Genomic DNA, 19,155 nt, shown 5'->3' on the forward strand with positions numbered 1-19,155 from the left:
GGGGTGGCACTGGGAGGACCGGGCCGGTGGGCCTGGGGAGGGCAGGGCACCACCGTGCGATCGGTTCGCATGCGCATCCTCGCGACGCTGCTGGTTCTCGCCGCCGTCGGAGTGGGCGGCTGGCAACTGCTGCCGTCGCAGGGCGCCTCGGGCAAGGCCGTCAAGGTCGGCACGACGGACACCGTCACCTCGCTCGACCCGGCCGGTGCCTACGACGCGGGCTCCTGGGCGCTGTTCAGCAACGTCTACCAGTCACTGCTCACCTACGAGCCGGGCGGCGCCGAGCCGGTGCCGGACGCGGCCGAGAGCTGCTCCTTCGACGGCAGCGGGCTGACCACGTACACCTGCGAGCTGCGCGACGACCTCACGTTCCCCAGTGGCCGCAAGGCGGACGCCGAGGACGTGAAGTTCTCCTTCGACCGGGTCAAGAAGATCAACTCCGACGTCGGCCCGGCGTCCCTGTTCTCCACCCTGAAGTCGGTGGAGGCCGAGGGCCGTACCGTCACCTTCCACCTGAGCTCGCCGGACGCCACCTTCCCGTTCAAGGTGGCCACGGGGGCCGGCTCGATCGTGGACCGCGAGCGCTACCCCGCCGACGCCCTGCGCACCGACGACCAGGCCGACGGCACCGGGCCGTACGAACTCACCCGGTACAGCAAGGGCAAGCGGGTCGACCTGACCCCCAGCGAGCGCTACAAGGGCGCGGTGAAGACCGGCGGGTCCGTCGAACTGCGCTACTACGCCGACCCGGAGGCGCTCGACAAGGCCTGGAAGGCCGAGAAGGTCGACGTCGCCACGCGCCAGCTCCCGCCGAGCGTGCTCGCCGCGCTCGACCCCGGCGACGGCGACCAGCGGATCGTCGAGGCCGAGAGCGCCGAGACCCGCAACCTGTACTTCGACACCCGCTCCGGCTCCCCGCTGCACGACACCGACGTGCGCAAGGCGATGGCCTGGCTGATCGACCGCGAGCAACTGGCCGACTCCGTGTACAAGGGCACGGTCGAGCCCCTGTACTCGCTCATCCCGGCCGGCATCACCGGCCACACCACGTCGTTCTTCGACGACTACCCGGACCAGAACCCCGACAAGGCGCGCCGGCTGCTGGAGAAGGCCGGCGTCGACGTCCCGGTCCGCTTCACCTACGGCTACGGCCTGGGCAGCGCCGCCGCCGCCCAGGAGGCCCAGGAGCTCAAGCGGCAACTGGAGGCGAGCGGCCTGTTCGAGGTGTCGGTCAAGGGGTACGAGTGGACCGACTTCCAGAAGCGCTGGGCGTCCGGCGGGCTCGACGCGTACGCCGTCGGCTGGGTTGCCGACTACCCCGACCCGGACACCTTCGGCGCCTCGCTCGTCGGCACGGACTCCAGCATGAACACCGGCTACAGCAGCAAGGCCGTCGACGCGTACATCCGGGAGAGCCGGCAGTACGCCGACCGCGGCGCCGCCGCCGCCGACTTCCGCGAGCTCCAGGCGGTCATCGCCCAGGACGTGCCGGTCGTCCCGCTGTGGCAGCGCAAGGAGTACGTCCTCACCAGCGCCGACGTCGGCGGCGGCCAGTATCTGGCAGACGGCAACGGCGTGTTCCGGCTGTGGCGGCTGAACTGGATCTGAACCGGATCTGTATGGGATCCGGGCCGGACCCGGGCCGGATCCGAGCCGGACCCGGGCCGGATCCGGGCCGGATCCGCGGGCTGCCCGGGCATGCGCCCGCGGGACACCGGGCAGTCACCCGACGGGGCACGATGTGGTGGAGGTGTGCGCGGGGTGAGGAGCAGACGTGTCGAGACGCAACTCCTTCCGGCTGCCCCGGCATCCGGCGTCCGTGGGCCTCGCCCGGCGCCGGGTCCGTGACCACCTGGCCGACTGGGGCCACGGCCCGGACGACCCGGCCCTCCAGGACGTGGTCCTGATCGTGTCCGAGCTGGCCACCAACGCCGTACGGCACGGGGCCCCGCACGAGCGCGAGGTCGAGGTGGCCGTCACCGCCCTGGCCGACGGCTCCTGTCTCGTCGAGGTCTCCGACGGGGGCCGGCTCGAACCCCGCCCGCGCGTCGTCGTGGAGTGGGAGGAACACGGCCGCGGCCTCCTCCTCGTGGAGACCCTCGCCGCCACGTGGGGCGTCTGGAACCGGGGGCGGCACGGCAAGACGGTGTGGGCACTGGTGATCCCGCGGGACACCCCGTGACCCCGGAACCCCGCCCGCGGGTACGGCGTGGACCTCACAGGGCGGTCGTGAGACGAGGCGGACACGGTGGAACAGGCCCGCCCGGCCGGTCCGACCCGTCCGGCCGGTCCGGCCGGTCCGGCCGGTCAATCCGTTCCGTGGGCTCCGTCCGGGCCTTCCGCCGGGCCTTCCGCCGGGCCTTCCGCCGGGCCCGCCGCGCTTCTGCGCGCCGGGTCCGGCAGGGCCTTCGTCATGCCGGGCAGGAAGTCCGTGAACAGCTCGTGCACCTCGTGGACGAGGGGCCGCAGCACCCGGAAGCGGGACAGCGCCACGCCCCGCGCGGTCAGTCGGGCGCCCCGCTCCGCGAGCCGGTAGCTGCGCTCACGGCCCTCCGTACGGTCGAAGATCCAGTACAGGACGAGCCCCATCTGGGAGAGCCACATCAGCTCGGGCAGCACCTTCCGCAGCTCCTCCGGCACCTTGGTCCGCACCGCCCCCGCCAGCACCTGCTCGTGGACGCCGATCGCCTCCACGCGCGCGTGCTCCGACTCCGGGGAGAAGGGACTGAGCGGGCTGTCCGGGTCGGCGGCGTTCTTGAAGAACTGCACGGCGAACTCGTGGTACGGCGTGGCCACGTCCAGCCAGGTCCGCAGCACGCCCGCCAGCCGCGCCTCCAGTCCCGTCTCCCGGGCCAGCACCTCCCGGACCGCCTCCCGGTGCTCGGCGGCGAGCCGGTCGTAGAAGCCCTGGATCAGGTGCTCCTTGCCGGCGAAGTAGTAGTAGGCGTTCCCGACCGAGACCCCGGCCTCCTGGGCGATGGCCCGCATCGTCGTCCGGTCGTACCCGCGCTCCTGGAACAGCCGCATCGCGGTCTCCAGGATGAGCGCGCGGGTCTGCTCCGACTTGGTCGGGGCGGCGTCCTCGGAGGACCGGGTCGGGGGAGCGGCCTCGGCGGGGCCGTCGTTTTTCGCGGGCACGGGGGAGAGCCTAGTCAGTGGGGCAGTGGCCGTCCGTGCAGGCAGCGGACGTGTGGGTCCAGCCCCGCGCCGGGTCGTAGGACCATCCGTCGGCCCGGCGGTACCCGGACCCGCCCCAGCCGCCGCGGTGCTGCCGGGTCCCCCGCCACTCGGCGGCGGCGAGGACGGCGCCCCTGGCGAGCCGCGCGCCCGCGGGAGTACTCAGGCGGTGTGCGAGGGCCCGGTGCTCGCGCAGGGCCCACAGGGTGACGATCCAGGCGGCCGCACCGCGGTAGACCTGGCCCGCGTCGCCGACGACGGTGATCTCGTCGAGCGTGGCGCGGTGGTCGAGCCCGGGGAAGCGCAGGGCCGCCTCGGCGGAGCCCGCGGGGACCAGCTCCAGCGGCACCAGCTGCCGCTGGCGGCGCAGCCAGTCGCTCAGGAAGGCGCACAGGGAGCAGTCGGGGTCGTGCAGGACGGTGAGCCGGCGGACCGGGACGCGGGCGGCGTCCCGGTCGGCGGTGGCCTCGGTGGCCTGTCGGGCGGTCATGGCGCTCAGGCCCCGGTCGAGGGGGCGACCCAGCCCTGCGGTGCGACGGGCGGCACCTGCTCCCGCTCCATGACCCCGCGCCGCCGGATGCGGCTGAGCACGTACACGTTGCCCAGGTGCATCGCTCCGAGGACCAGGAGGACGACGCCCAGCTTGGTCGACAGCGCCTCGAAGACGCCGCGGGTGTCCTCGATGGTCTCGTCACCGTTGAGGTAGAGGGTGACGAAGCCGAGGTTGACGAGGTAGAAGCCGACGACCAGCAGGTGGTTGACGGCGTCGGCGAGCTTGTCGTTCCCGTGCAGCACGTCGGCCAGGAAGATCCGTCCGTTGCGGCTGAGCGTGCGGGCGACCCAGACGGTCAGGGCGATGCTGACGACCAGGTAGATGACGTAGGCGACGACCGTGCGGTCCATGCGCCTCCCCCTTCTGAACGTGTTCAAAAACGCTGACGGGAAGACTCTAGACCCGTGTTTGAACGTGTTCAACTCCCTTGCAGGAGAGGGGGATGATGCCTGCGTCACATCCCACGGCCGCGCCCTGCGCGTCCCGGCCGCGTCACCCCCTCCGGCCCAGTTCGGGCCGCTTGGAGTAGTCCGTGAAGCCGAGGACGTTCCCCCAGGGGTCGGCGACCTCGACGGTCCAGCCGGTGGCCACCGGAAACGGCTCGTCCAGGGCTTCGATCCCGGCGTCCACCAGCGTGCGGGCCGCCGCGCGCGCGTCCGGAACCTCCAGCCACAGGCGCGGCGAGGCCCACGGCGGCGGCCGGTGCCCGAGCGCCTCCTCGGCGCGCAGCAGGATGCCGGGCGTCTCGCCCCCGACCCTCAGCAACGCGATCCCGGCCTCGTCGAACCGGAACGCCGCCGTGAACCCGGCCCGCTCGTAGAACCTCACGGCCTCACCGAGGTCGCCGACGGACAGCAGGACGTGGTCGAACCCGAGCAGTTCGTAGGACTCATCGTCTGACATACCGTCAGAATAGGTGCCGAGCGGGCCCGAAGCCGTGATTGTCGGCGCCGCCTCGCGCAATCCGTACCGCCGGTGTGCGCGGCGAACAGCCCGCGAGCGGGGCAGCCCGGGCCGCATGGACTTCCGGCCGGTCGAGCGTGGCGATGGACCACCTGACTTCTCCGGGGTCCGATTCTTCGGGCAAGATGACCTGAACTCACTTGTGTGTCACATCCGATCATCAGGTCTCGGGGAGAAGCCACCGTGTCCGAACAGCCGCAGCAGCCGCAGCAGCCCCCCCAGCCGGGGTACGGGTATCCGAACGCCGGTCAAGGGCCGTACGCGGGCGGCCAGGCCGGCCCCTACGGCTACCCCCAGGACGCTCAGCAGCAGGCCTACCAGCAGGGCTATCAGCAGGCGGGCTACCCGCCCCCCGGTTACCAGCAGCCCGGTTACCAGCAGCCGGGGTACCCGCCCCCCGGCTACGGCGCGGACCCCAACGCCCCCTACGGCTACGACCCGTACGGCCGCCCGTACTCCGACAAGTCGAAGATCGTCGCGGGCATCCTCCAGCTCTTCCTGGGCTCCTTCGGCGTCGGACGGTTCTACATCGGCCACGTCGGCCTGGGCCTCGCCCAGCTGTTCACCTGCGGCGGGCTCGGGTTCTGGGCGCTCATCGACGGCATCATCCTGCTGACCAGCAGCGACAAGACCGACGCCCAGGGGCGGGTCCTGCGTGGCTGACGGGGTGGGCGGGGACCGTACGTCCGTGCTGCGGCACCCGGCGGCGGCACCCCTCGCGGTGCTCGCCGCCGGCGCGGCCGGCTCCGCCTACCTCTACGTCACCGACCCCCACGAGCCCGGGCACCTGCTGCCGCAGTGCCCCTTCCGGTTCGTCACCGGCCTGCTCTGCCCCGCCTGCGGCGGCACCCGCATGGTCTACGACCTGATGCACGGTCATCCCGCCCAGGCCTGGCTCGACAACCGCGCCCTGCTGCTCGCCGCACCGTTCGCGCTCGCGCTGCTGGCGCGGTGGGTGGCGGAGGGGCTGCGCGGGAGGCGCTGGCGGCCGCAGCTCGGCCGGCCCGCCCAGGCCGTTATCCTCGGCCTGGCCGTCCTGTGGACCGTCGCCCGCAATCTCGTCTAGATCACGGCAATCCGGATCACGGCAATCCGGATCACGGCAATCCGGATCACGGCAATCCGGATCAGGGCAATCCGGATCACGGCAATCCGGATCGCCGGAGTCCGGGGGAATCCGGATCGTCGGAGTCCGGGGGAATCCGGATCGCGGGAATCCGGCGGAATCCGGATCAAGGTAATCCGGATCGCGAGATTCCAGATCACGGAATTAGAACGAAAGTTCCCACCCACTCCCCTTCGCCCCACAGCTCTCCCTAAGCTCACGGCTCACAGGGGGGACGTTCCTGCATGTCCATGCACGGCAGGGTACGTGAGCAGTTCTCGGGCAGCATCTCGTCGCATCCCTCCTGGAGTCCCCGTTCGCAGTCATCCAGGAGCAGTGCAATGAGCGTTCCCACCCCTGAGGCCCCCTACGGCGTCGACCCCCAGGGCCGTCCGTACTCCGACAAGTCGAAGATCGTCGCCGGTATCCTCCAGATCTTCCTGGGCTCCCTCGGCATCGGCCGTTTCTACGTCGGCTCCGTCGGCGTGGGCATCGCCCAGCTGTTCACCTGCGGTGGCCTCGGCCTCTGGGCGCTGATCGACGGCATCCTGTTCCTCACCAGCAACGACCGCACCGACAAGCAGGGCCGCGTCCTGCGCGGCTGAGCCGTTCCGGCGCACCCACGCCGAGGGCCCCGCTCCGTGCTGGAGCGGGGCCCTCGGCGTGTCGGAGGCGTCCGGACCTCAGAAGCGGCGCGTGATCAGCGCCCGCTTCACCTCCTGGATCGCCTTGGTGACCTCGATACCGCGCGGGCAGGCGTCCGTGCAGTTGAACGTCGTGCGGCAGCGCCACACACCGTCCTTGTCGTTGAGGATCTCCAGGCGCTGCTCGCCGGCCTCGTCACGCGAGTCGAAGATGAAGCGGTGCGCGTTGACGATGGCCGCCGGGCCGAAGTACTGGCCGTCGTTCCAGAAGACCGGGCACGACGACGTGCAGGCGGCGCACAGGATGCACTTCGTGGTGTCGTCGAAGCGCTCGCGGTCCTCGGCCGACTGGAGCCGCTCGCGCGTCGGCTCGTTGGTGTCCTTCGTGATCAGGAAGGGCATCACGTCCCGGTACGCCTGGAAGAACGGCTCCATGTCCACGACCAGGTCCTTCAGGACCGTGAGGCCCTTGATGGGCTCGACCGTGATCGGCTTCTCGGGGTTGATGTCCTTGATCAGCGTCTTGCACGCGAGGCGGTTCTTGCCGTTGATCCGCATCGCGTCGGAGCCGCAGATGCCGTGCGCGCAGGAGCGGCGGAAGGTCAGCGTGCCGTCGACGTCCCACTTGATCTTGTGGAGGCCGTCGAGGACGCGCTCCTTGGGGTCGATCTCCAGCTGGAAGTCTTCCCAGGTCGCCTCCGCCGAGACCTCCGGGTTGAACCGGCGGACCCGGAAGGTGACGGTGATGTAGGGAGAGGCGGCGGAGTCCGCCTCGACCTTGTCCATTACGGGGGTAGCCATCAGTACTTACGCTCCATCGGCTGGTAGCGGGTCTGGACGACCGGCTTGTAGTCGAGACGGATGGACTCGCTGCCGTCGTCGCCGACCTCGCGGTACGCCATGGTGTGGCGCATGAAGTTGACGTCGTCGCGGTTGGGGTAGTCCTCGCGGTAGTGACCGCCGCGGGACTCCTTGCGGGCGAGGGCGGACACGGCCATGACCTCGGCCAGGTCGAGCAGGTTGCCCAGCTCGATGGCCTCGAGCAGGTCGGTGTTGAACCGCTTGCCCTTGTCCTGGATCGACACGTTCCGGTAGCGCTCGCGCAGCTCGGCGATCTTCTCGACGGCCGTCTTGATCGTCTGCTCGGTCCGGAACACCATGACGTTGGCGTCCATGGTCTCCTGGAGCTCGCGGCGCAGCTCCGCCACCCGCTCGTTCCCGGTCGAGCCGCGCAGCTGCTCGATCTGCTCCACCACGAGCGACGCGGGGTCCTCCGGCAGCTCGACGAAGTCGGCCTTCTGGGAGTACTCGGCGGCGGCGATGCCCGCGCGCCGGCCGAACACGTTGATGTCCAGCAGCGAGTTGGTGCCCAGGCGGTTGGCGCCGTGCACGGAGACGCAGGCGACCTCGCCGGCCGCGTACAGGCCCGGGACGACCGTGGTGTTGTCGGAGAGCACCTCACCCTCGACGTTCGTCGGGATGCCGCCCATCGCGTAGTGCGCGGTGGGCTGGATCGGGATCGGGTCGGTGTACGGCTCGATGCCCAGGTAGGTGCGCGCGAACTCGGTGATGTCCGGGAGCTTGGCGTCCAGCTGCTCCGGCGGCAGGTGGGTGAGGTCCAGGTAGACGTGGTCGCCCTCGGGACCGCAGCCGCGGCCCTCGCGGATCTCCGTGTAGATGGAGCGGGAGACGACGTCGCGGGAGGCGAGGTCCTTCATGACCGGCGCGTACTTCTCCATGAAGCGCTCGCCGTCCTTGTTGCGGAGGATGCCGCCCTCACCGCGGGCGCCCTCCGTCAGCAGGATGCCCATGCGCCAGATGCCGGTCGGGTGGAACTGGAAGAACTCCATGTCCTCCAGCGGCAGCCCGCGACGGTACACGGCGGCCTGGCCGTCACCGGTCAGCGTGTGCGCGTTGGAGGTCACCTTGAAGAACTTGCCGCAGCCGCCGGAGGCGTAGATGACGGCCTTCGCCTGGAAGACGTGGATCTCGCCGGTGGCCAGCTCGTACGCCACCACGCCGGCCGAGCGCTTGACGCCGTCGACCTCGGTGATCAGCTGGTCGAGGACGTAGAACTCGTTGAAGAACTCCACGCCCTCCTTCACGCAGTTCTGGTACAGCGTCTGGAGGATCATGTGGCCGGTGCGGTCGGCCGCGTAGCAGGACCGGCGGACCGGGGCCTCGCCGTGGTTGCGGCTGTGACCGCCGAAGCGGCGCTGGTCGATCGTGCCGTTCGGGGTGCGGTTGAACGGCAGGCCCATCTTCTCCAGGTCGAGGACGGAGTCGATGGCCTCCTTCGCGAGGATCTCGGCGGCGTCCTGGTCGACCAGGTAGTCACCGCCCTTGACCGTGTCGAAGGTGTGCCACTCCCAGTTGTCCTCCTCCACGTTGGCCAGCGCGGCGGCCATGCCGCCCTGCGCGGCGCCCGTGTGGGAGCGGGTGGGGTAGAGCTTGGTCAGGACCGCGGTGCGGCTGCGCTTCGTCGACTCGATGGCCGCGCGCATACCGGCGCCTCCGGCGCCGACGATGACGGTGTCGTACTTGTGGATCTTCATGATTCTCGCAGCCCCGTGCCTAGCGGATGTTCGGGTCGAAGGTGAAGATCACCAGCGTGCCCAGCAGGATGGTGAACACCGTGGCGGTGTAGAGCAGGCCCTTCAGCCACAGCCGGGTGTTCGCGCGCTCCGCGTAGTCGTTGATGACCGTGCGCAGGCCGTTGGCGCCGTGCAGCATGGCGAGCCACAGCATCAGCAGGTCCCAGACCTGCCAGAACGGGGACGCCCAGCGGCCGGCCACGAAGGCGAAGCCGATCTTGGAGACGCCGCCGTCGAGGACGAGCTGGATCAGCAGGTGGCCGATGACCAGGACGACCAGCACCACGCCGGACAGACGCATGAACAGCCAGGCGGCCATCTCGAAGTTGCCCCGCGTCGACTTCGGGGTCTTCTTGGTGCGCTTGCGCGGGGCCTCGATCACGGGCGCCGGGTTGTCGACGTTGTAGACGGAACCGCCCTCGACGGGGCCGACTCCGGAGGCGGTGGTTTCAGTGGTGGCCATCTGTCTCAGCTCCCGAACAGTTCACGAGCGGCGTGGCCGAGGACGGGGTAGATCGCCCCGAGCATCAGCACGAGCCAGATGCCGACGACGGACCAGAGCATCTGCTTCTGGTAGCGCGGTCCCTGGGACCAGAAGTCGACGGCGATGACACGCAGGCCGTTGAGAGCGTGGAAGAGGATGGCGGCGACGAGGCCGTACTCCAGGCACGCGACGAGCGGGGTCTTGTACGTGGCTACGACCTTGTCGTAGTCCTCGGGGGAGACACGCACGAGTGCGGTGTCCAGCACGTGAACGAACAGGAAGAAGAAGATGAGGACGCCGGTGACTCGGTGAGCCACCCAGGACCACATTCCTTCCCGGCCGCGGTACAGCGTTCCAGCCGGCACGGAAGAACCCTCCGGGAGCGGGGACTGGGGCCTGCCGGCTTCGGCGTCGGACGGGCCCGGCCGGGTACGGTCCACCGGCCCCCAGCATCGTAGCGACGTGTGCCTGCGGCGCTTACAGCGGGCCTACCGGTGTGATCGAAGTGGCACGCGGATGGGCGAGCGGCCGGCGCTTCCGGGGCGGGGTGTCCGGGTATCCGCCGATGCGGTGTCCTGGCGGCCGGTCGCGCCCATGTGGCGGCGGCCGGGGGCCGGTTACGGCCTCGCGCCCCCGAGGCGGGCCGTCAGCCGCCCTCTCGCCGTGCGCCGGAGCTCCTCCGCCGCGACCTCGCGTTCCTTCTCGGGATCGTTCGTCAATCGTGACCGGATGGCCTCGAGGACGTGGTCGAGGGTTTCCTCGGGCGGGGTGTCACCGAGATAGAGGACGAACACGTGTCCGAAGCGGGCCTCGTACGCCGCGTGGGCCGCGTCCAGGGCCATGTGTGGCGCTTCGTAGGTGTTCTCCGGGAGGGGCGGCAGGGTCTCCGCCGCGAGGGCCTGGGCCAGGTCTCCCGGGGCCAGGTCGTAGGCGGCCTCGTCGGACGCGGCGAGGAGGGCGTCCGGGGTGGGGTAGGGGCGGTGCGCGGTGACACGCCGGGCCCAGCTGGGGCTGTGGAGGCAGGCGAGGAGGGTGTGGTGGGCCTCCTCGGCGGAGGCGGTGTTGAACACCTCCAGCGGATGCGTGTCGAACACTTCCGGCGGATGCGTCTCGAACGGCTCCGGCGGGCGTGCCGGGGGAGAGGTCCTGGTCTGCTCCGGGAGTGTCGGTATGGCGACTCGGGCGGAGAAGCGGGAGAGGCGGTGCGCAGGCAGCGTGGATCCTCGCGTCACGAGTGGTGTGGCAGGGGATGCCGTGAAAGGTGTGGCGCTACGTTATCGAGAGTGCTCATGACGTGTCCGACGCTTGCCCGAATTTCACTCGAACGAGAGAGTTTCGGAGGATGCGGTGGACCCCTTCCGCGCGCTTCGAACGGCCGGGAGTCGTAGGTTGGCGGAGTGAGCAGGCACAGGCACAGGCAGCGGCGCCGGGCGCCGGAGAGGACCCCGCAGCCCCAGGTCGTCCGGCGGGCCCTGCTGGCCGGCGCTCTCGTCGTCGTGATCGGCGCGGGCGCCGGAGTGTGGGCCTGGGGGGACGGCGGGACGCGGGCCGGATCGGCACAGGCGCGGACGACCGGTGACGGGACCGGCACCGGGGCGGCGGCCGCTCCCACGCCCACCCGCACGTACGCCCTCTCGCAGACCCCGCGGACCATCCCCGCCGTCCGCGCCCACACCCCGGCGCGCGGCCCCGGGTGGCGGCCGGCCACCGGGCAGCGGGTGGTGGTGAGCGACGCCGACCTCGCCGACGAGGGCCGGCTGATCGCCGGTGAGCTGGGGATGTCGTACGCGGGCCAGAAGGACGACGTGAAGGCCGGCGACCTGCGGCTGGCGCTCAACGACGACGAGGGCGCGAACCCGGAGTCGTACACCATGACCGTGCGCGGCGGGCGGGTGACGGTCAGCGGGCCGTCCGACGAGGGGGTGTTCTACGGCACGCGCACGCTGAAGCAGGAGGTGCACGGCGGCGGCACGGCACCGGAGGGCGTCGTGCGCGACGAGCCGGCCAAGCCGCGGCGCGGGTTCATGCTGGACATCGCGCGCAAGCACTTCACCGCCGACTGGATCGAGGACCGGGTGCGTGAGCTCGGCGACCTCAAGTTCAACGAGATCGGCCTGCACTTCTCCGACGACCAGGCGTTCCGGATCGAGTCCGACACCCACCCGGAGATCGTCTCGACGCCGCACCTGACCAAGGCGCAGGTGAAGAAGATCGTCGACCTCGCGGCGAGCCGGCACATCACCGTCGTGCCGGAGATCGACTCGCCCGGACACCTCGGCGCCGTCCTCGCCGCCCACCCCGAGCTCCAGCTGAAGAACGCCCAGGGAACGGCGACCCGTGGCGCGATCGACATCTCCAAGGACGCCTCCGGCGCCCTCCTGGACGACCTGCTGGACGAGTACGCCGGGCTGTTCACCGGCGGCCAGTGGCACCTCGGCGGCGACGAGTACCAGGCGCTGACGGTGTCCGACCCGGCCGCCTCCTACCCGCAGCTCGCCACCGCCGCGCGCGACACCTACGGCTCCGGCGCCGGCGTCGCCGACCTCGCCACCGGCTGGCTCAACGACCGCGCCTACACCGTCCGCGCCCACGACCGCACCATGCGGGCCTGGAACGACGGCTTCTACGCGGGGACCTCGGTGAAGCCCGCCGACGACCTGGTCGTCGCCTACTGGACGGGCAAGGAGATCGGGGCGCGCAAGCCGGTGGAGTACCTGAGCGCCGGCCGCAAGGTCCTCAACTACAACGACGAGTACCTGTACTACGTCCTCGGCGAGCCGCAGACCTTCGTCTACCCGACCGGCGAGCGCATCTACGACCAGTGGACCCCCAGGGTCCTGCGCGGCACGACGGCCGTCCCGGCGAGCTACGACGCCCAGATCCTCGGCGGCTCCTTCGCGGTCTGGTGCGACCTGTCGAACTCCCAGACCCAGGACCAGGTCGCGGCCGGTATCCGCATGCCGCTGCGCGCCACGGTGCAGAAGCTGTGGGACCCGGGCACGCCGTCGCTGTCCTGGACCGAGTTCACGGCACTGGCGGACCGGCTCGGCTGACCGGGTTCTCCCCCCCACCGACCCTGGAGCCGGGTTGGCCGAAAAGCATCCCTCCCGGCTCGGCGCGCCCGCGCTGTGACACTCCCGGGCTGTCGCACGCAGTAAGGGGAAGTGCGGGCTCCGTGCGGACGGCGCCCCGGACAGGGAGGCGTGCATGAGCCTGGTGGACCTCATCGCCCGGGCCGACGACCGCGGGCTCGCCGCCAGCGGGCTGGCTTGTCTGGATCGGTGCGTACCCCTCCTGGGCGGGGACGACGAGACCCTGCGCCCGCTGTGGGGGGCCCTCGCGGAGGACGCCGACGCCACCGCCTGGGGCGACCTGCTGAAGCAGGTGCGCGGCACGCTCGGTCCCGCCGACGGTCCCGCCGACGGAGGCGGTGACGAGGCCGTCGTGCTCGCCGGACGGATGCTGGAGGCGGCCCCCGCCGAGCGGTGCGCCGCCGAGCTGCGGCGGTGGGCCGACGCCTGCTCCGTCGCCTCGCTCCAGATCCACCGGCTCCTCGACCCCGCCGCCGACCCCGCCCCGCTCGACTCCCGCCGCGCGGGCCGCACGGAGGGCATGCCGCCGCTCGTCGCCGCCGAGCTGCGCCGCCAGGTCACCGTCCTCGAAGTGCTCGCCGGGAACGGCGCGGGCGGGATGCGCCGGGCCCTGGAGGTCTCCACGGAGGGGCGGCGGGTGCTGCGGGCGGTCGTGTCGCGCCGGGCGCGCGGCCGGCGGTGAGCCGCCGGGGCACGGGCGGCGGGAGTGCCGCTCCTGTGCCCGCGCTGCGGGGAAGCTGAGGCAGTCCTGCATGAGTCCTGCGTGCGTCCTGCGTGCGTCCTGCATGCATCCTGGGGAGCGCCTCTGACCAGGAGCGATGGATTGAGGGCGGACCACGCTCCGCCCTCTATGACCAGCGCGGGAACGCATGATATGACCAGTGCGATGACGCAGGCGACGACACCGCAGAAACCTTTCTCCCAGCAGGGCGGCCGGCCGCAGGCCGCGACGAAACCCACCCGGTGGGCGGCGGACGCCGTGGCCACCCTGCCCGAGGCCGCGCGGACGCGCCTGGACTTCTCGGCGCAGAGCCTGTGGCGCGTGGACCGCCTCATCGGCGACCTGCGCCGCGAGGACACGCCGTACGCCGCCGTGGAGACCGTGCTGCGCGGGCTCGGCGCGTACGCCGGTGAGGTGATCGTCCGGCGGACCGGCGGCGAGTGGTGGGCGACGGGCGGCGACCACTGGGTCCGCACGCCCGACGGCCGCCTCTGGGACCCGATCGACGAGGCCCGCCGCTGCTTCGCCGGACACGGCTCGCTGCGGCTGCTGTGCCGGGACGCCACGGGCGGTTAGCGGGGCTTCGCACCTGTCCGGGTCGGGGGCGGCACCGGCCCTGTGGATCGGGCCGGGGTCTCCTCCGGCCGCGGTCCGGTGTCCAGACAGTCCAGACAGCAGCGGACGAAGTCCCGGACGACGGGATCGGTGTCGTCGGCGCGGGACCACGCGACGCCGACCCGACTGGGGCTGACACCGCTGACGGGGCGGTAGGTGATGCCCGGGCGGGCGTAGAAGCGGGCGGCGGACGCGGGGGCCAGGGCCATGCCGTAGCCGTTGGCGATCGCGCTGAGCCAGTCGTCCGGCTGGTCGGTGACGGCGCCGATGCGGACCGGGTGGCCCTCGCGTTCGTCGGTGGCCAGCCAGTGCTCGCGCCACCAGCCTGTTTCGGGCGGGGCGGCCACGAACGGCTCGTCCCACAGATCCCGGAAGGGGATCACCTCGCGGGTGGCGAGGGGGTGTCCGGCGGGGAGGGCGACCCAGCGGTCCTCGGTGAACAGCACCTCCGTCCGCAGGGCGTCCTGGCCGGGGAAGGGCAGCCGTAGCAGGGCCACGTCGGCGTCTCCGTCGACCAGCCCGGCGCTGGGGTGTGACCAGGCGGCCTGCCGCATGTCCACCCGCCAGCCCGGCCGGCGCCGGGTGAACTCCGCGATGATGCGCGGAGTCGCCTCGTTGGCGGCACTCGCCAGGAAGCCGACCCGCAGCACGCGGGCCGCGCGGCCGGCCGCGCTCCTGGTCTCCCGCAGCACCCGGTCCCACTCGGCCAGCAGGGCGGGCGCCCGCTCGCTCAGGACCCGGCCCGGCTCGGTGAGCGCCATACCGGTGCGGGACCGCGTGAACAGGCGCGCTCCCAGCTGGGCCTCCAGCTGCCTGATCTGCTTGGTCAGCGCCGGCTGGGACACGAACAGCCGCTCGGCGGCGCGGGTCAGGGTCCCCTCCTCCGCCACGGCGACGAAGGAGCGCAGCAGGCGTGTGTCCACATCCATGCCGCCAGGTTATGGACGCTGGTATTGGACGTCGCCCGGAGCCTCGGAAAGGCTTGTCGCGGTGAGTGCGCAGGGCTCGCCGACCATCCGATGGGCTCGACCGAAAGGCGAGGCACATGTTCACGGCTTACGTCGTCATCACCGTCGCCACTGTCCTGGCCAACGCCGCAATGGCCGCCGCGGACCTCTCGCGGTCCGCGTTCGTCGTCGCCAACTCGACCGAAGTGGGTGTCCCGCAGACCTGGATTCCGTGGCTCGCCGCGCTCAAGCTCGCGGGAGCCGCCGGCCTCCTGCTCGGGCTCGCGGGCGTCACGGCCATCGGCGTCGCCGCCGCGACGGGACTCGTCCTGTTCTTCGTCGGCGCGGTCGGCGTACACGTCCGTGCCCGCGTCTACCACAACATCGCGTTCCCGGGCGGCTACCTGAGCCTGGCCATGGCGTCGCTCGTCCTCGCCGCCGCGCGATGGACATGAGGGTGCCGCATGAAGGTCCAGGCCGACGGAAACGCCCAACGGGACGACTGCTATTGCGGAAAACGCACCTTCACCTCGTCGCCCGGGCCGCACCCGGCGGCCCGCACCACATGCGGACAGGTGACGACGACGCCCTCATCAGCCAGAAATCCCGCCCCGACCACGTCGTCGTCCCCGGCAAGAACCTGGACGACCGCAGAAGCCCATGAGCGCTGTCTGTCACCGAAGCCTCGAACACCGCCCCGGCCGGAATCCGGCTCTTCGGCCGCCACGCCCACCATCGGCGCCTCTCCCCCCACGTCGACAGCGACGCAACAGCCCGCCCCTCATCGAACCCAGTACACACCCGACACCGGTTGCACACGTGCCCGTCTCACATATTCCCGGTGCCCCCTCGCCCCCTGCGGGACCGCCCCTCACGGCTCCTTCGCGACGGGCGGCTAGTGGGGACTCCGCTTCAGGGCTTCGAGAAAGAAGGTGAAGGCGGTGGTGGGGAAGGTGAGTGCGGCGCGGGCGGGGGCTTTGGAGTCGCGGATGGATATGGAGGGGTGGTGGTGGGCCACCTCCACGCAGGCGTTGCCGTCGCCGCTGCCGGAGTAGGAGGACTTCCGCCAGATCTCAGAGGTGACCATGGGATGCCTCACACGTCCTTTGCCAGTTGGTGAATGAGGTCACGCGACGGTTTCGGTTCGAGCGATACCGCCTCGACTCTACGGAAGAGTGTTCGGAATACGTTGAGCTGGGCTTCGCAATCGATGAACACGGTGCCGTGAGGGGCGTCGCGCACCACCGTGTCCAGTTCTGGCACCACGCCACCGGCGTACGCCATGGCGGCCGTGATGTCGGAGAAGTCCTCCAGGGCGAAGGGGATGACGCGTACGGTGACGTGGTCCCGCTCGGAGAGTTCCAGGATGCGAGCCAGCTGAGCCCGTGAGGTGGCGCTCCCACCGACCCTGATCCGCAGCGCTGCCTCGTGGACCAGTGCCTGGTAGGGAATGGACGGCTCTTCCGTGATGATGACGCGCCGCTCCATGCGGTGGTGAACGCGCGCCTCCAGTTCGTTGCACGGGAGTTGCGGGACCCGGCAGGAGAAGAGCGCCCGTGCGTAATCTTCACTCTGGAGGAGGCCCGGGACGTGCAAGAAGTCCACGTCCCACCGGAACGTGGCGTGATGTTCCAGTTCCGACAGATCCAAGAATGATGCGGGCAGTAGTTTCCGGTACTCCTCCCACCAGCCGCGTGTCCGATCCGTGGCCATCGCCACCAGTGCGTCGATCAACCCCTCGTCCGTGCAGGCGTAGTGCGCTGCCAGCCGCCGCACCGTGTCCACGCTGACACCCGCGACGCCGGATTCGATCTGGCTCAGGCGGGCCGCGTCGGTTCCCAACAGGACGGCGGCCTCACGTCCCTTCAGGCCCGCTTCTTCGCGCAGTTTCTGCAACTCCACGCCGAGGCGTGCTTGCCGAGCGGTCGGATGCCGTCTCCGCGCCATGCCCCTCCTCAGTCCAACAGGCGCCCGATAAGGCCCCGTTCGGGGTCAGATTACGGCAACAGCTTGCGCCGGACCAAGGTTGGCCCCTACGTTCGGTGACGCGACGCACACACAGTGGAACGCCGGGCCCACCGGAAGCGCACCGCCCCGTCCTGCCATGACGGCCGCGGCAAGGACACCGCCCGCCGACCGCGGCCCCCACCGCTCTCACCACCCGAACGGAGCTCACCCATGCCCGAGAACGACACCGATTCCTGGGAGTACTCCCTCTACGTCCCCAACGACCCCCGCGCCGTCACCGTCAGCCGCCGTACCCTCCGTGCCGTCCTCGCCCTCCACGGGCTCGCCGGGGTGACCGACACCGCGGAGCTGCTGGCCACCGAGCTCGTCGCCAACGCCGTAGGACACCAGAAGGGGCCGGCCGCCCTCCGGGTCCGCTGGCGGGACGGGGTGTTGCGGATCGGGGCGTGGGACGCGGATCCGGAGCCGCCGGGGCCGCCGGGGAGGTTCGAGGAGCTGGGGGACGCGGAGGAGGGGCGGGGGCTGGCCATCGTGCGGGCGTGCTCGGACCTGTGGGGCTGGCAGCCGCTGTCGAGGTCCGGGCATCACGGCAAGTACGTGTGGTGCGAGCTGGCCGGACTGTGACGGATCCGTGCGGCGTGACGCTGATCACGACGGGGGTGTGGACGCGGTGCGACCGTGGACACGGTGGGCGCCGCGCACCCACCGGACACTCCGCACGGACGAGGACGGTTCTTGGGCCAGGGAGGGGAACCCCGGCGCGCGCAGGCGTACGACGGGGAACTGGGTGCGGCCGTGGCGCGGGCCCAGGAGGGGGACGAGGCCGCGTTCGCGGTCGCCTACCGGATCGTGCACCCGGGGCTGGTGGGCTATCTGCGCGGGATGGTCGGCGACGACGCCGAGGACGTCGCCTCCGACGCCTGGCTGGAGATCGCCCGGGACCTGGGACGGTTCCAGGGGGACGGCGCAGGCTTCCGGGCCTGGACCGCGACCATCGCCCGGCACCGTGCGCTGGACCACCTGCGGCGGCAGCGGGCGCGGCCCCGGCCGACCGCGCTCGAACCGGACCTGCTCGAACTGCCCGGCCCGCACGACACCCACGACCAGGCACTGGAGGGGCTCTCCACCGAACGGGCCCTGGAACTGGTGCGCGGGCTGCCTCGCGACCAGGCCGAGGCGGTGCTGCTGCGGGTCGTGGTCGGACTGGACGGGCCCACCGCCGCGCGCGTCCTCGGCAAGCGGCCGGGTGCGGTGCGGACGGCCGCCCACCGGGGGCTGAAACGGCTCGCCCGCCAACTGGGCGTCGACGAGGTGACGGTCGACGATGCCGTGACGGACGACCGCCTCCGGGCGCCGGAGGCGCAGGGGGACGCGACATGAACACAGGCAGCCGCGATCCGTACGTACCAGGGGCTGGACCTCGCCGAAGACGGCGGCGCGAACAGAACCGGACGGGGCCGGGCACGGGCGGAGGGAGGGCTCGGGAGTGCCCCTGGCCGCTGTCGGGTCGGGCAGGACTTTCTGGATTCCTACTTGTTTGACACAATCGCTTCCATGTCTGAGACGACGTACAGCATCGGAGAGGGGCCGGCGACCCGGGTCAGCCTGTCTCTGCCCGAGGGGACCGCGGAGGCGATCCGGGCCCGGGTCGGCAAGCGGGAGTTCTCCGCGTTCATCGCCGCTGCCGTCGAGCGGGAGCTGAGGGGACAGGTGCTGGACGAGTACCTGGCCGACTACGAGAGCCGCAAGGGGCCGGTGTCCGGGCAGGCGCAACAGCGGGCGCGGCAGGTCTTCGACGAGGTGTTCGCCGAGGAAGACCAGTGGCCCGCCGCAAGCTGAGTCACGAGGGGACGCTGGTCCTGGACAGCGAGGGGCTCTCCAAGCTGCTCGCTGACGACGAGACCGTGGTGGCCCTGGTCGCGGAGGCGCGCTCGCGTGGCATGGAAGTGGTCATCTGTGCGCTCACCATCATCGAGGCCGTGCACGCCCGCACCAACAAGGCGCGGCTGAGCTGGCTGCTGTCCGGCCTTCGCGTGATCCCGGTGGGTGACGAGGAGGCGAAGGCGGCCTCGGCCCTGTTGATGGGTGCCGGCCTGCACGGTCACAAGTACGCCATCGACGCGGCCGTGGCCGAGGGGGCGCTTCGGCAGCAGCGGCCTGTGGTCATGCTGACCTCGGATGTCGACGACATGACCAAGCTCTGTGGAGAACGGGTCCGTCTCGTCGCCGTGTGAGCAGTCGGCGTGACGTCTTCTCGGGGTCTGGTTCTGCTCCCCTGCTGGGGCGTTCGGC

27 protein-coding genes are annotated in these 19,155 nt (G+C 71.2%); 13 read left to right on the plus strand and 14 right to left on the minus strand.

What is annotated here, in order from left to right; all coding sequences use genetic code 11:
* The first annotated feature begins 69 nt into the window (after positions 1-69).
* Together ACIP67_RS31410 and ACIP67_RS31415 are read left to right on the plus strand one after the other, a co-directional pair.
* Entirely contained in the window at positions 70-1,608 is a 1,539-nt protein-coding gene (locus ACIP67_RS31410; protein WP_401696295.1) for an ABC transporter substrate-binding protein, read from the plus strand.
* A gap of 166 nt (positions 1,609-1,774) precedes the next feature.
* The gene (locus ACIP67_RS31415; RefSeq protein WP_401696296.1) at positions 1,775-2,182 is read left to right on the plus strand and encodes an ATP-binding protein; all 408 of its coding nucleotides are present in this window, start codon (positions 1,775-1,777) and stop codon (positions 2,180-2,182) included.
* 125 nt (positions 2,183-2,307) lie between these two features.
* On the opposite strand, the gene ACIP67_RS31420 is transcribed toward ACIP67_RS31415, so the two are convergent.
* The 4 genes from ACIP67_RS31420 to ACIP67_RS31435 form a co-directional block, all read right to left on the minus strand.
* A complete protein-coding gene (locus ACIP67_RS31420) occupies positions 2,308-3,138 on the minus strand; it encodes a TetR/AcrR family transcriptional regulator (protein WP_401696297.1) in 831 nt (276 codons plus the stop codon).
* 10 nt (positions 3,139-3,148) lie between these two features.
* Positions 3,149-3,667 carry a thiol-disulfide oxidoreductase DCC family protein gene (locus ACIP67_RS31425; protein ID WP_401696298.1) on the minus strand — a complete coding sequence of 173 codons (519 nt, stop codon included), beginning with the start codon at positions 3,665-3,667 and terminating at the stop codon, positions 3,149-3,151.
* Between the two features lie 5 nt (positions 3,668-3,672).
* Positions 3,673-4,080, minus strand: coding sequence for a hypothetical protein (locus ACIP67_RS31430; RefSeq protein WP_401696299.1), 408 nt, complete (start codon positions 4,078-4,080; stop codon positions 3,673-3,675).
* A 142-nt stretch (positions 4,081-4,222) separates the two neighbouring features.
* Positions 4,223-4,633, minus strand: coding sequence for a VOC family protein (locus ACIP67_RS31435; RefSeq protein WP_401696300.1), 411 nt, complete (start codon positions 4,631-4,633; stop codon positions 4,223-4,225).
* A gap of 243 nt (positions 4,634-4,876) precedes the next feature.
* Between ACIP67_RS31435 and ACIP67_RS31440 the strand changes: the two genes are divergently transcribed.
* Together ACIP67_RS31440 and ACIP67_RS31445 are read left to right on the plus strand one after the other, a co-directional pair.
* The gene (locus tag ACIP67_RS31440) at positions 4,877-5,356 is read left to right on the plus strand and encodes a TM2 domain-containing protein (protein ID WP_401696301.1); all 480 of its coding nucleotides are present in this window, start codon (positions 4,877-4,879) and stop codon (positions 5,354-5,356) included.
* On the plus strand, positions 5,349-5,759 hold the full coding sequence (locus ACIP67_RS31445; protein WP_401696302.1) for a DUF2752 domain-containing protein: 411 nt from the start codon (positions 5,349-5,351) through the stop codon (positions 5,757-5,759). Before ACIP67_RS31440 ends, ACIP67_RS31445 begins: the two co-directional genes overlap by 8 nt.
* On the opposite strand, the gene ACIP67_RS31450 is transcribed toward ACIP67_RS31445, so the two are convergent.
* Positions 5,756-5,959: a hypothetical protein gene (locus tag ACIP67_RS31450; RefSeq protein WP_401696303.1), complete on the minus strand. Its 204-nt coding sequence runs from the start codon at positions 5,957-5,959 to the stop codon at positions 5,756-5,758. The genes ACIP67_RS31445 and ACIP67_RS31450 overlap by 4 nt on opposite strands.
* Before the next feature lie 180 nt (positions 5,960-6,139).
* Between ACIP67_RS31450 and ACIP67_RS31455 the strand changes: the two genes are divergently transcribed.
* The gene (locus ACIP67_RS31455) at positions 6,140-6,403 is read left to right on the plus strand and encodes a TM2 domain-containing protein (protein WP_401696304.1); all 264 of its coding nucleotides are present in this window, start codon (positions 6,140-6,142) and stop codon (positions 6,401-6,403) included.
* Positions 6,404-6,481: 78 nt separating this feature from the next.
* On the opposite strand, the gene ACIP67_RS31460 is transcribed toward ACIP67_RS31455, so the two are convergent.
* The 5 genes from ACIP67_RS31460 to ACIP67_RS31480 all read right to left on the minus strand — a co-directional run bounded on the left by ACIP67_RS31460 (position 6,482) and on the right by ACIP67_RS31480 (position 10,752).
* Positions 6,482-7,243: a succinate dehydrogenase iron-sulfur subunit gene (locus tag ACIP67_RS31460; protein ID WP_401696305.1), complete on the minus strand. Its 762-nt coding sequence runs from the start codon at positions 7,241-7,243 to the stop codon at positions 6,482-6,484.
* Positions 7,243-8,997, minus strand: coding sequence for a succinate dehydrogenase flavoprotein subunit (gene sdhA / locus ACIP67_RS31465; protein WP_401696306.1), 1,755 nt, complete (start codon positions 8,995-8,997; stop codon positions 7,243-7,245). The genes ACIP67_RS31460 and sdhA overlap by 1 nt, the downstream gene beginning before the upstream one ends.
* Before the next feature lie 19 nt (positions 8,998-9,016).
* Positions 9,017-9,499 carry a succinate dehydrogenase hydrophobic membrane anchor subunit gene (locus tag ACIP67_RS31470; protein ID WP_401696307.1) on the minus strand — a complete coding sequence of 161 codons (483 nt, stop codon included), beginning with the start codon at positions 9,497-9,499 and terminating at the stop codon, positions 9,017-9,019.
* Positions 9,500-9,504: 5 nt separating this feature from the next.
* Complete coding sequence (gene sdhC, locus ACIP67_RS31475) at positions 9,505-9,885, minus strand: succinate dehydrogenase, cytochrome b556 subunit (protein ID WP_389513517.1); 381 nt, start codon at positions 9,883-9,885, stop codon at positions 9,505-9,507.
* A 252-nt stretch (positions 9,886-10,137) separates the two neighbouring features.
* Complete coding sequence (locus tag ACIP67_RS31480; protein ID WP_401696308.1) at positions 10,138-10,752, minus strand: 2-oxo-4-hydroxy-4-carboxy-5-ureidoimidazoline decarboxylase; 615 nt, start codon at positions 10,750-10,752, stop codon at positions 10,138-10,140.
* A 243-nt stretch (positions 10,753-10,995) separates the two neighbouring features.
* On the opposite strand from ACIP67_RS31480, the gene ACIP67_RS31485 reads away from it, so the two are divergent.
* From ACIP67_RS31485 to ACIP67_RS31495, 3 genes are all read left to right on the plus strand, one after another.
* Positions 10,996-12,573: a glycoside hydrolase family 20 protein gene (locus ACIP67_RS31485; RefSeq protein WP_401696453.1), complete on the plus strand. Its 1,578-nt coding sequence runs from the start codon at positions 10,996-10,998 to the stop codon at positions 12,571-12,573.
* Between the two features lie 154 nt (positions 12,574-12,727).
* Positions 12,728-13,294 (plus strand): hypothetical protein, encoded by a 567-nt coding sequence (locus ACIP67_RS31490; RefSeq protein WP_401696309.1) that lies wholly within the window; start codon positions 12,728-12,730, stop codon positions 13,292-13,294.
* 192 nt (positions 13,295-13,486) lie between these two features.
* A complete protein-coding gene (locus ACIP67_RS31495; RefSeq protein WP_401696310.1) occupies positions 13,487-13,909 on the plus strand; it encodes a hypothetical protein in 423 nt (140 codons plus the stop codon).
* Here the strand turns inward: ACIP67_RS31495 and ACIP67_RS31500 are convergent.
* The gene (locus tag ACIP67_RS31500; protein WP_401696311.1) at positions 13,906-14,877 is read right to left on the minus strand and encodes a LysR family transcriptional regulator; all 972 of its coding nucleotides are present in this window, start codon (positions 14,875-14,877) and stop codon (positions 13,906-13,908) included. The genes ACIP67_RS31495 and ACIP67_RS31500 overlap by 4 nt on opposite strands.
* Positions 14,878-14,993: 116 nt before the next feature.
* On the opposite strand from ACIP67_RS31500, the gene ACIP67_RS31505 reads away from it, so the two are divergent.
* The gene (locus ACIP67_RS31505) at positions 14,994-15,350 is read left to right on the plus strand and encodes a DoxX family protein (RefSeq protein ID WP_401696312.1); all 357 of its coding nucleotides are present in this window, start codon (positions 14,994-14,996) and stop codon (positions 15,348-15,350) included.
* A gap of 50 nt (positions 15,351-15,400) precedes the next feature.
* Here ACIP67_RS31505 and ACIP67_RS31510 read toward each other — a convergent pair whose 3' ends face one another.
* The 3 genes from ACIP67_RS31510 to ACIP67_RS31520 all read right to left on the minus strand — a co-directional run bounded on the left by ACIP67_RS31510 (position 15,401) and on the right by ACIP67_RS31520 (position 16,842).
* Positions 15,401-15,631 (minus strand): hypothetical protein, encoded by a 231-nt coding sequence (locus tag ACIP67_RS31510; RefSeq protein WP_401696314.1) that lies wholly within the window; start codon positions 15,629-15,631, stop codon positions 15,401-15,403.
* A gap of 159 nt (positions 15,632-15,790) precedes the next feature.
* The gene (locus ACIP67_RS31515; RefSeq protein WP_401696315.1) at positions 15,791-15,982 is read right to left on the minus strand and encodes a DUF397 domain-containing protein; all 192 of its coding nucleotides are present in this window, start codon (positions 15,980-15,982) and stop codon (positions 15,791-15,793) included.
* A gap of 8 nt (positions 15,983-15,990) precedes the next feature.
* On the minus strand, positions 15,991-16,842 hold the full coding sequence (locus ACIP67_RS31520) for a helix-turn-helix transcriptional regulator (protein WP_401696316.1): 852 nt from the start codon (positions 16,840-16,842) through the stop codon (positions 15,991-15,993).
* Positions 16,843-17,073: 231 nt separating this feature from the next.
* Between ACIP67_RS31520 and ACIP67_RS31525 the strand changes: the two genes are divergently transcribed.
* From ACIP67_RS31525 to ACIP67_RS31540, 4 genes are all read left to right on the plus strand, one after another.
* Positions 17,074-17,487: an ATP-binding protein gene (locus tag ACIP67_RS31525; RefSeq protein WP_401696317.1), complete on the plus strand. Its 414-nt coding sequence runs from the start codon at positions 17,074-17,076 to the stop codon at positions 17,485-17,487.
* A 111-nt stretch (positions 17,488-17,598) separates the two neighbouring features.
* The gene (locus tag ACIP67_RS31530) at positions 17,599-18,243 is read left to right on the plus strand and encodes an RNA polymerase sigma factor (protein WP_401696318.1); all 645 of its coding nucleotides are present in this window, start codon (positions 17,599-17,601) and stop codon (positions 18,241-18,243) included.
* 174 nt (positions 18,244-18,417) lie between these two features.
* Positions 18,418-18,702, plus strand: a complete 285-nt coding sequence (locus tag ACIP67_RS31535) for a hypothetical protein (RefSeq protein ID WP_401696319.1) — start codon at positions 18,418-18,420, stop codon at positions 18,700-18,702.
* On the plus strand, positions 18,684-19,097 hold the full coding sequence (locus tag ACIP67_RS31540) for a DNA-binding protein (RefSeq protein WP_401696320.1): 414 nt from the start codon (positions 18,684-18,686) through the stop codon (positions 19,095-19,097). The genes ACIP67_RS31535 and ACIP67_RS31540 overlap by 19 nt, the downstream gene beginning before the upstream one ends.
* Positions 19,098-19,155 lie beyond the last annotated feature (58 nt).

It is taken from the genome of Streptomyces sp. NPDC088812 (genome assembly GCF_044750285.1).
In the GTDB taxonomy this organism is placed as follows: Bacteria; Actinomycetota; Actinomycetes; order Streptomycetales; family Streptomycetaceae; genus Streptomyces.

What these genes read in the sequence shown, in the direction of transcription:
- ACIP67_RS31515 (WP_401696315.1), bottom strand. Translation starts at nt 15,982, where the DNA reads ATGGTCACCTCTGAGATCTGGCGGAAGTCCTCCTACTCCGGCAGCGGC.
- ACIP67_RS31435 (WP_401696300.1), bottom strand. Translation starts at nt 4,633, where the DNA reads ATGTCAGACGATGAGTCCTACGAACTGCTCGGGTTCGACCACGTCCTG.
- ACIP67_RS31470 (WP_401696307.1), bottom strand. Translation starts at nt 9,499, where the DNA reads ATGGCCACCACTGAAACCACCGCCTCCGGAGTCGGCCCCGTCGAGGGC.
- ACIP67_RS31495 (WP_401696310.1), top strand. Translation starts at nt 13,487, where the DNA reads ATGACCAGTGCGATGACGCAGGCGACGACACCGCAGAAACCTTTCTCC.
- ACIP67_RS31500 (WP_401696311.1), bottom strand. Translation starts at nt 14,877, where the DNA reads ATGGATGTGGACACACGCCTGCTGCGCTCCTTCGTCGCCGTGGCGGAG.
- ACIP67_RS31505 (WP_401696312.1), top strand. Translation starts at nt 14,994, where the DNA reads ATGTTCACGGCTTACGTCGTCATCACCGTCGCCACTGTCCTGGCCAAC.
- ACIP67_RS31490 (WP_401696309.1), top strand. Translation starts at nt 12,728, where the DNA reads ATGAGCCTGGTGGACCTCATCGCCCGGGCCGACGACCGCGGGCTCGCC.
- ACIP67_RS31525 (WP_401696317.1), top strand. Translation starts at nt 17,074, where the DNA reads ATGCCCGAGAACGACACCGATTCCTGGGAGTACTCCCTCTACGTCCCC.
- ACIP67_RS31455 (WP_401696304.1), top strand. Translation starts at nt 6,140, where the DNA reads ATGAGCGTTCCCACCCCTGAGGCCCCCTACGGCGTCGACCCCCAGGGC.
- ACIP67_RS31410 (WP_401696295.1), top strand. Translation starts at nt 70, where the DNA reads ATGCGCATCCTCGCGACGCTGCTGGTTCTCGCCGCCGTCGGAGTGGGC.
- ACIP67_RS31425 (WP_401696298.1), bottom strand. Translation starts at nt 3,667, where the DNA reads ATGACCGCCCGACAGGCCACCGAGGCCACCGCCGACCGGGACGCCGCC.
- ACIP67_RS31535 (WP_401696319.1), top strand. Translation starts at nt 18,418, where the DNA reads ATGTCTGAGACGACGTACAGCATCGGAGAGGGGCCGGCGACCCGGGTC.
- sdhA (WP_401696306.1), bottom strand. Translation starts at nt 8,997, where the DNA reads ATGAAGATCCACAAGTACGACACCGTCATCGTCGGCGCCGGAGGCGCC.
- ACIP67_RS31520 (WP_401696316.1), bottom strand. Translation starts at nt 16,842, where the DNA reads ATGGCGCGGAGACGGCATCCGACCGCTCGGCAAGCACGCCTCGGCGTG.
- ACIP67_RS31460 (WP_401696305.1), bottom strand. Translation starts at nt 7,243, where the DNA reads ATGGCTACCCCCGTAATGGACAAGGTCGAGGCGGACTCCGCCGCCTCT.
- ACIP67_RS31510 (WP_401696314.1), bottom strand. Translation starts at nt 15,631, where the DNA reads ATGGTGGGCGTGGCGGCCGAAGAGCCGGATTCCGGCCGGGGCGGTGTT.
- ACIP67_RS31430 (WP_401696299.1), bottom strand. Translation starts at nt 4,080, where the DNA reads ATGGACCGCACGGTCGTCGCCTACGTCATCTACCTGGTCGTCAGCATC.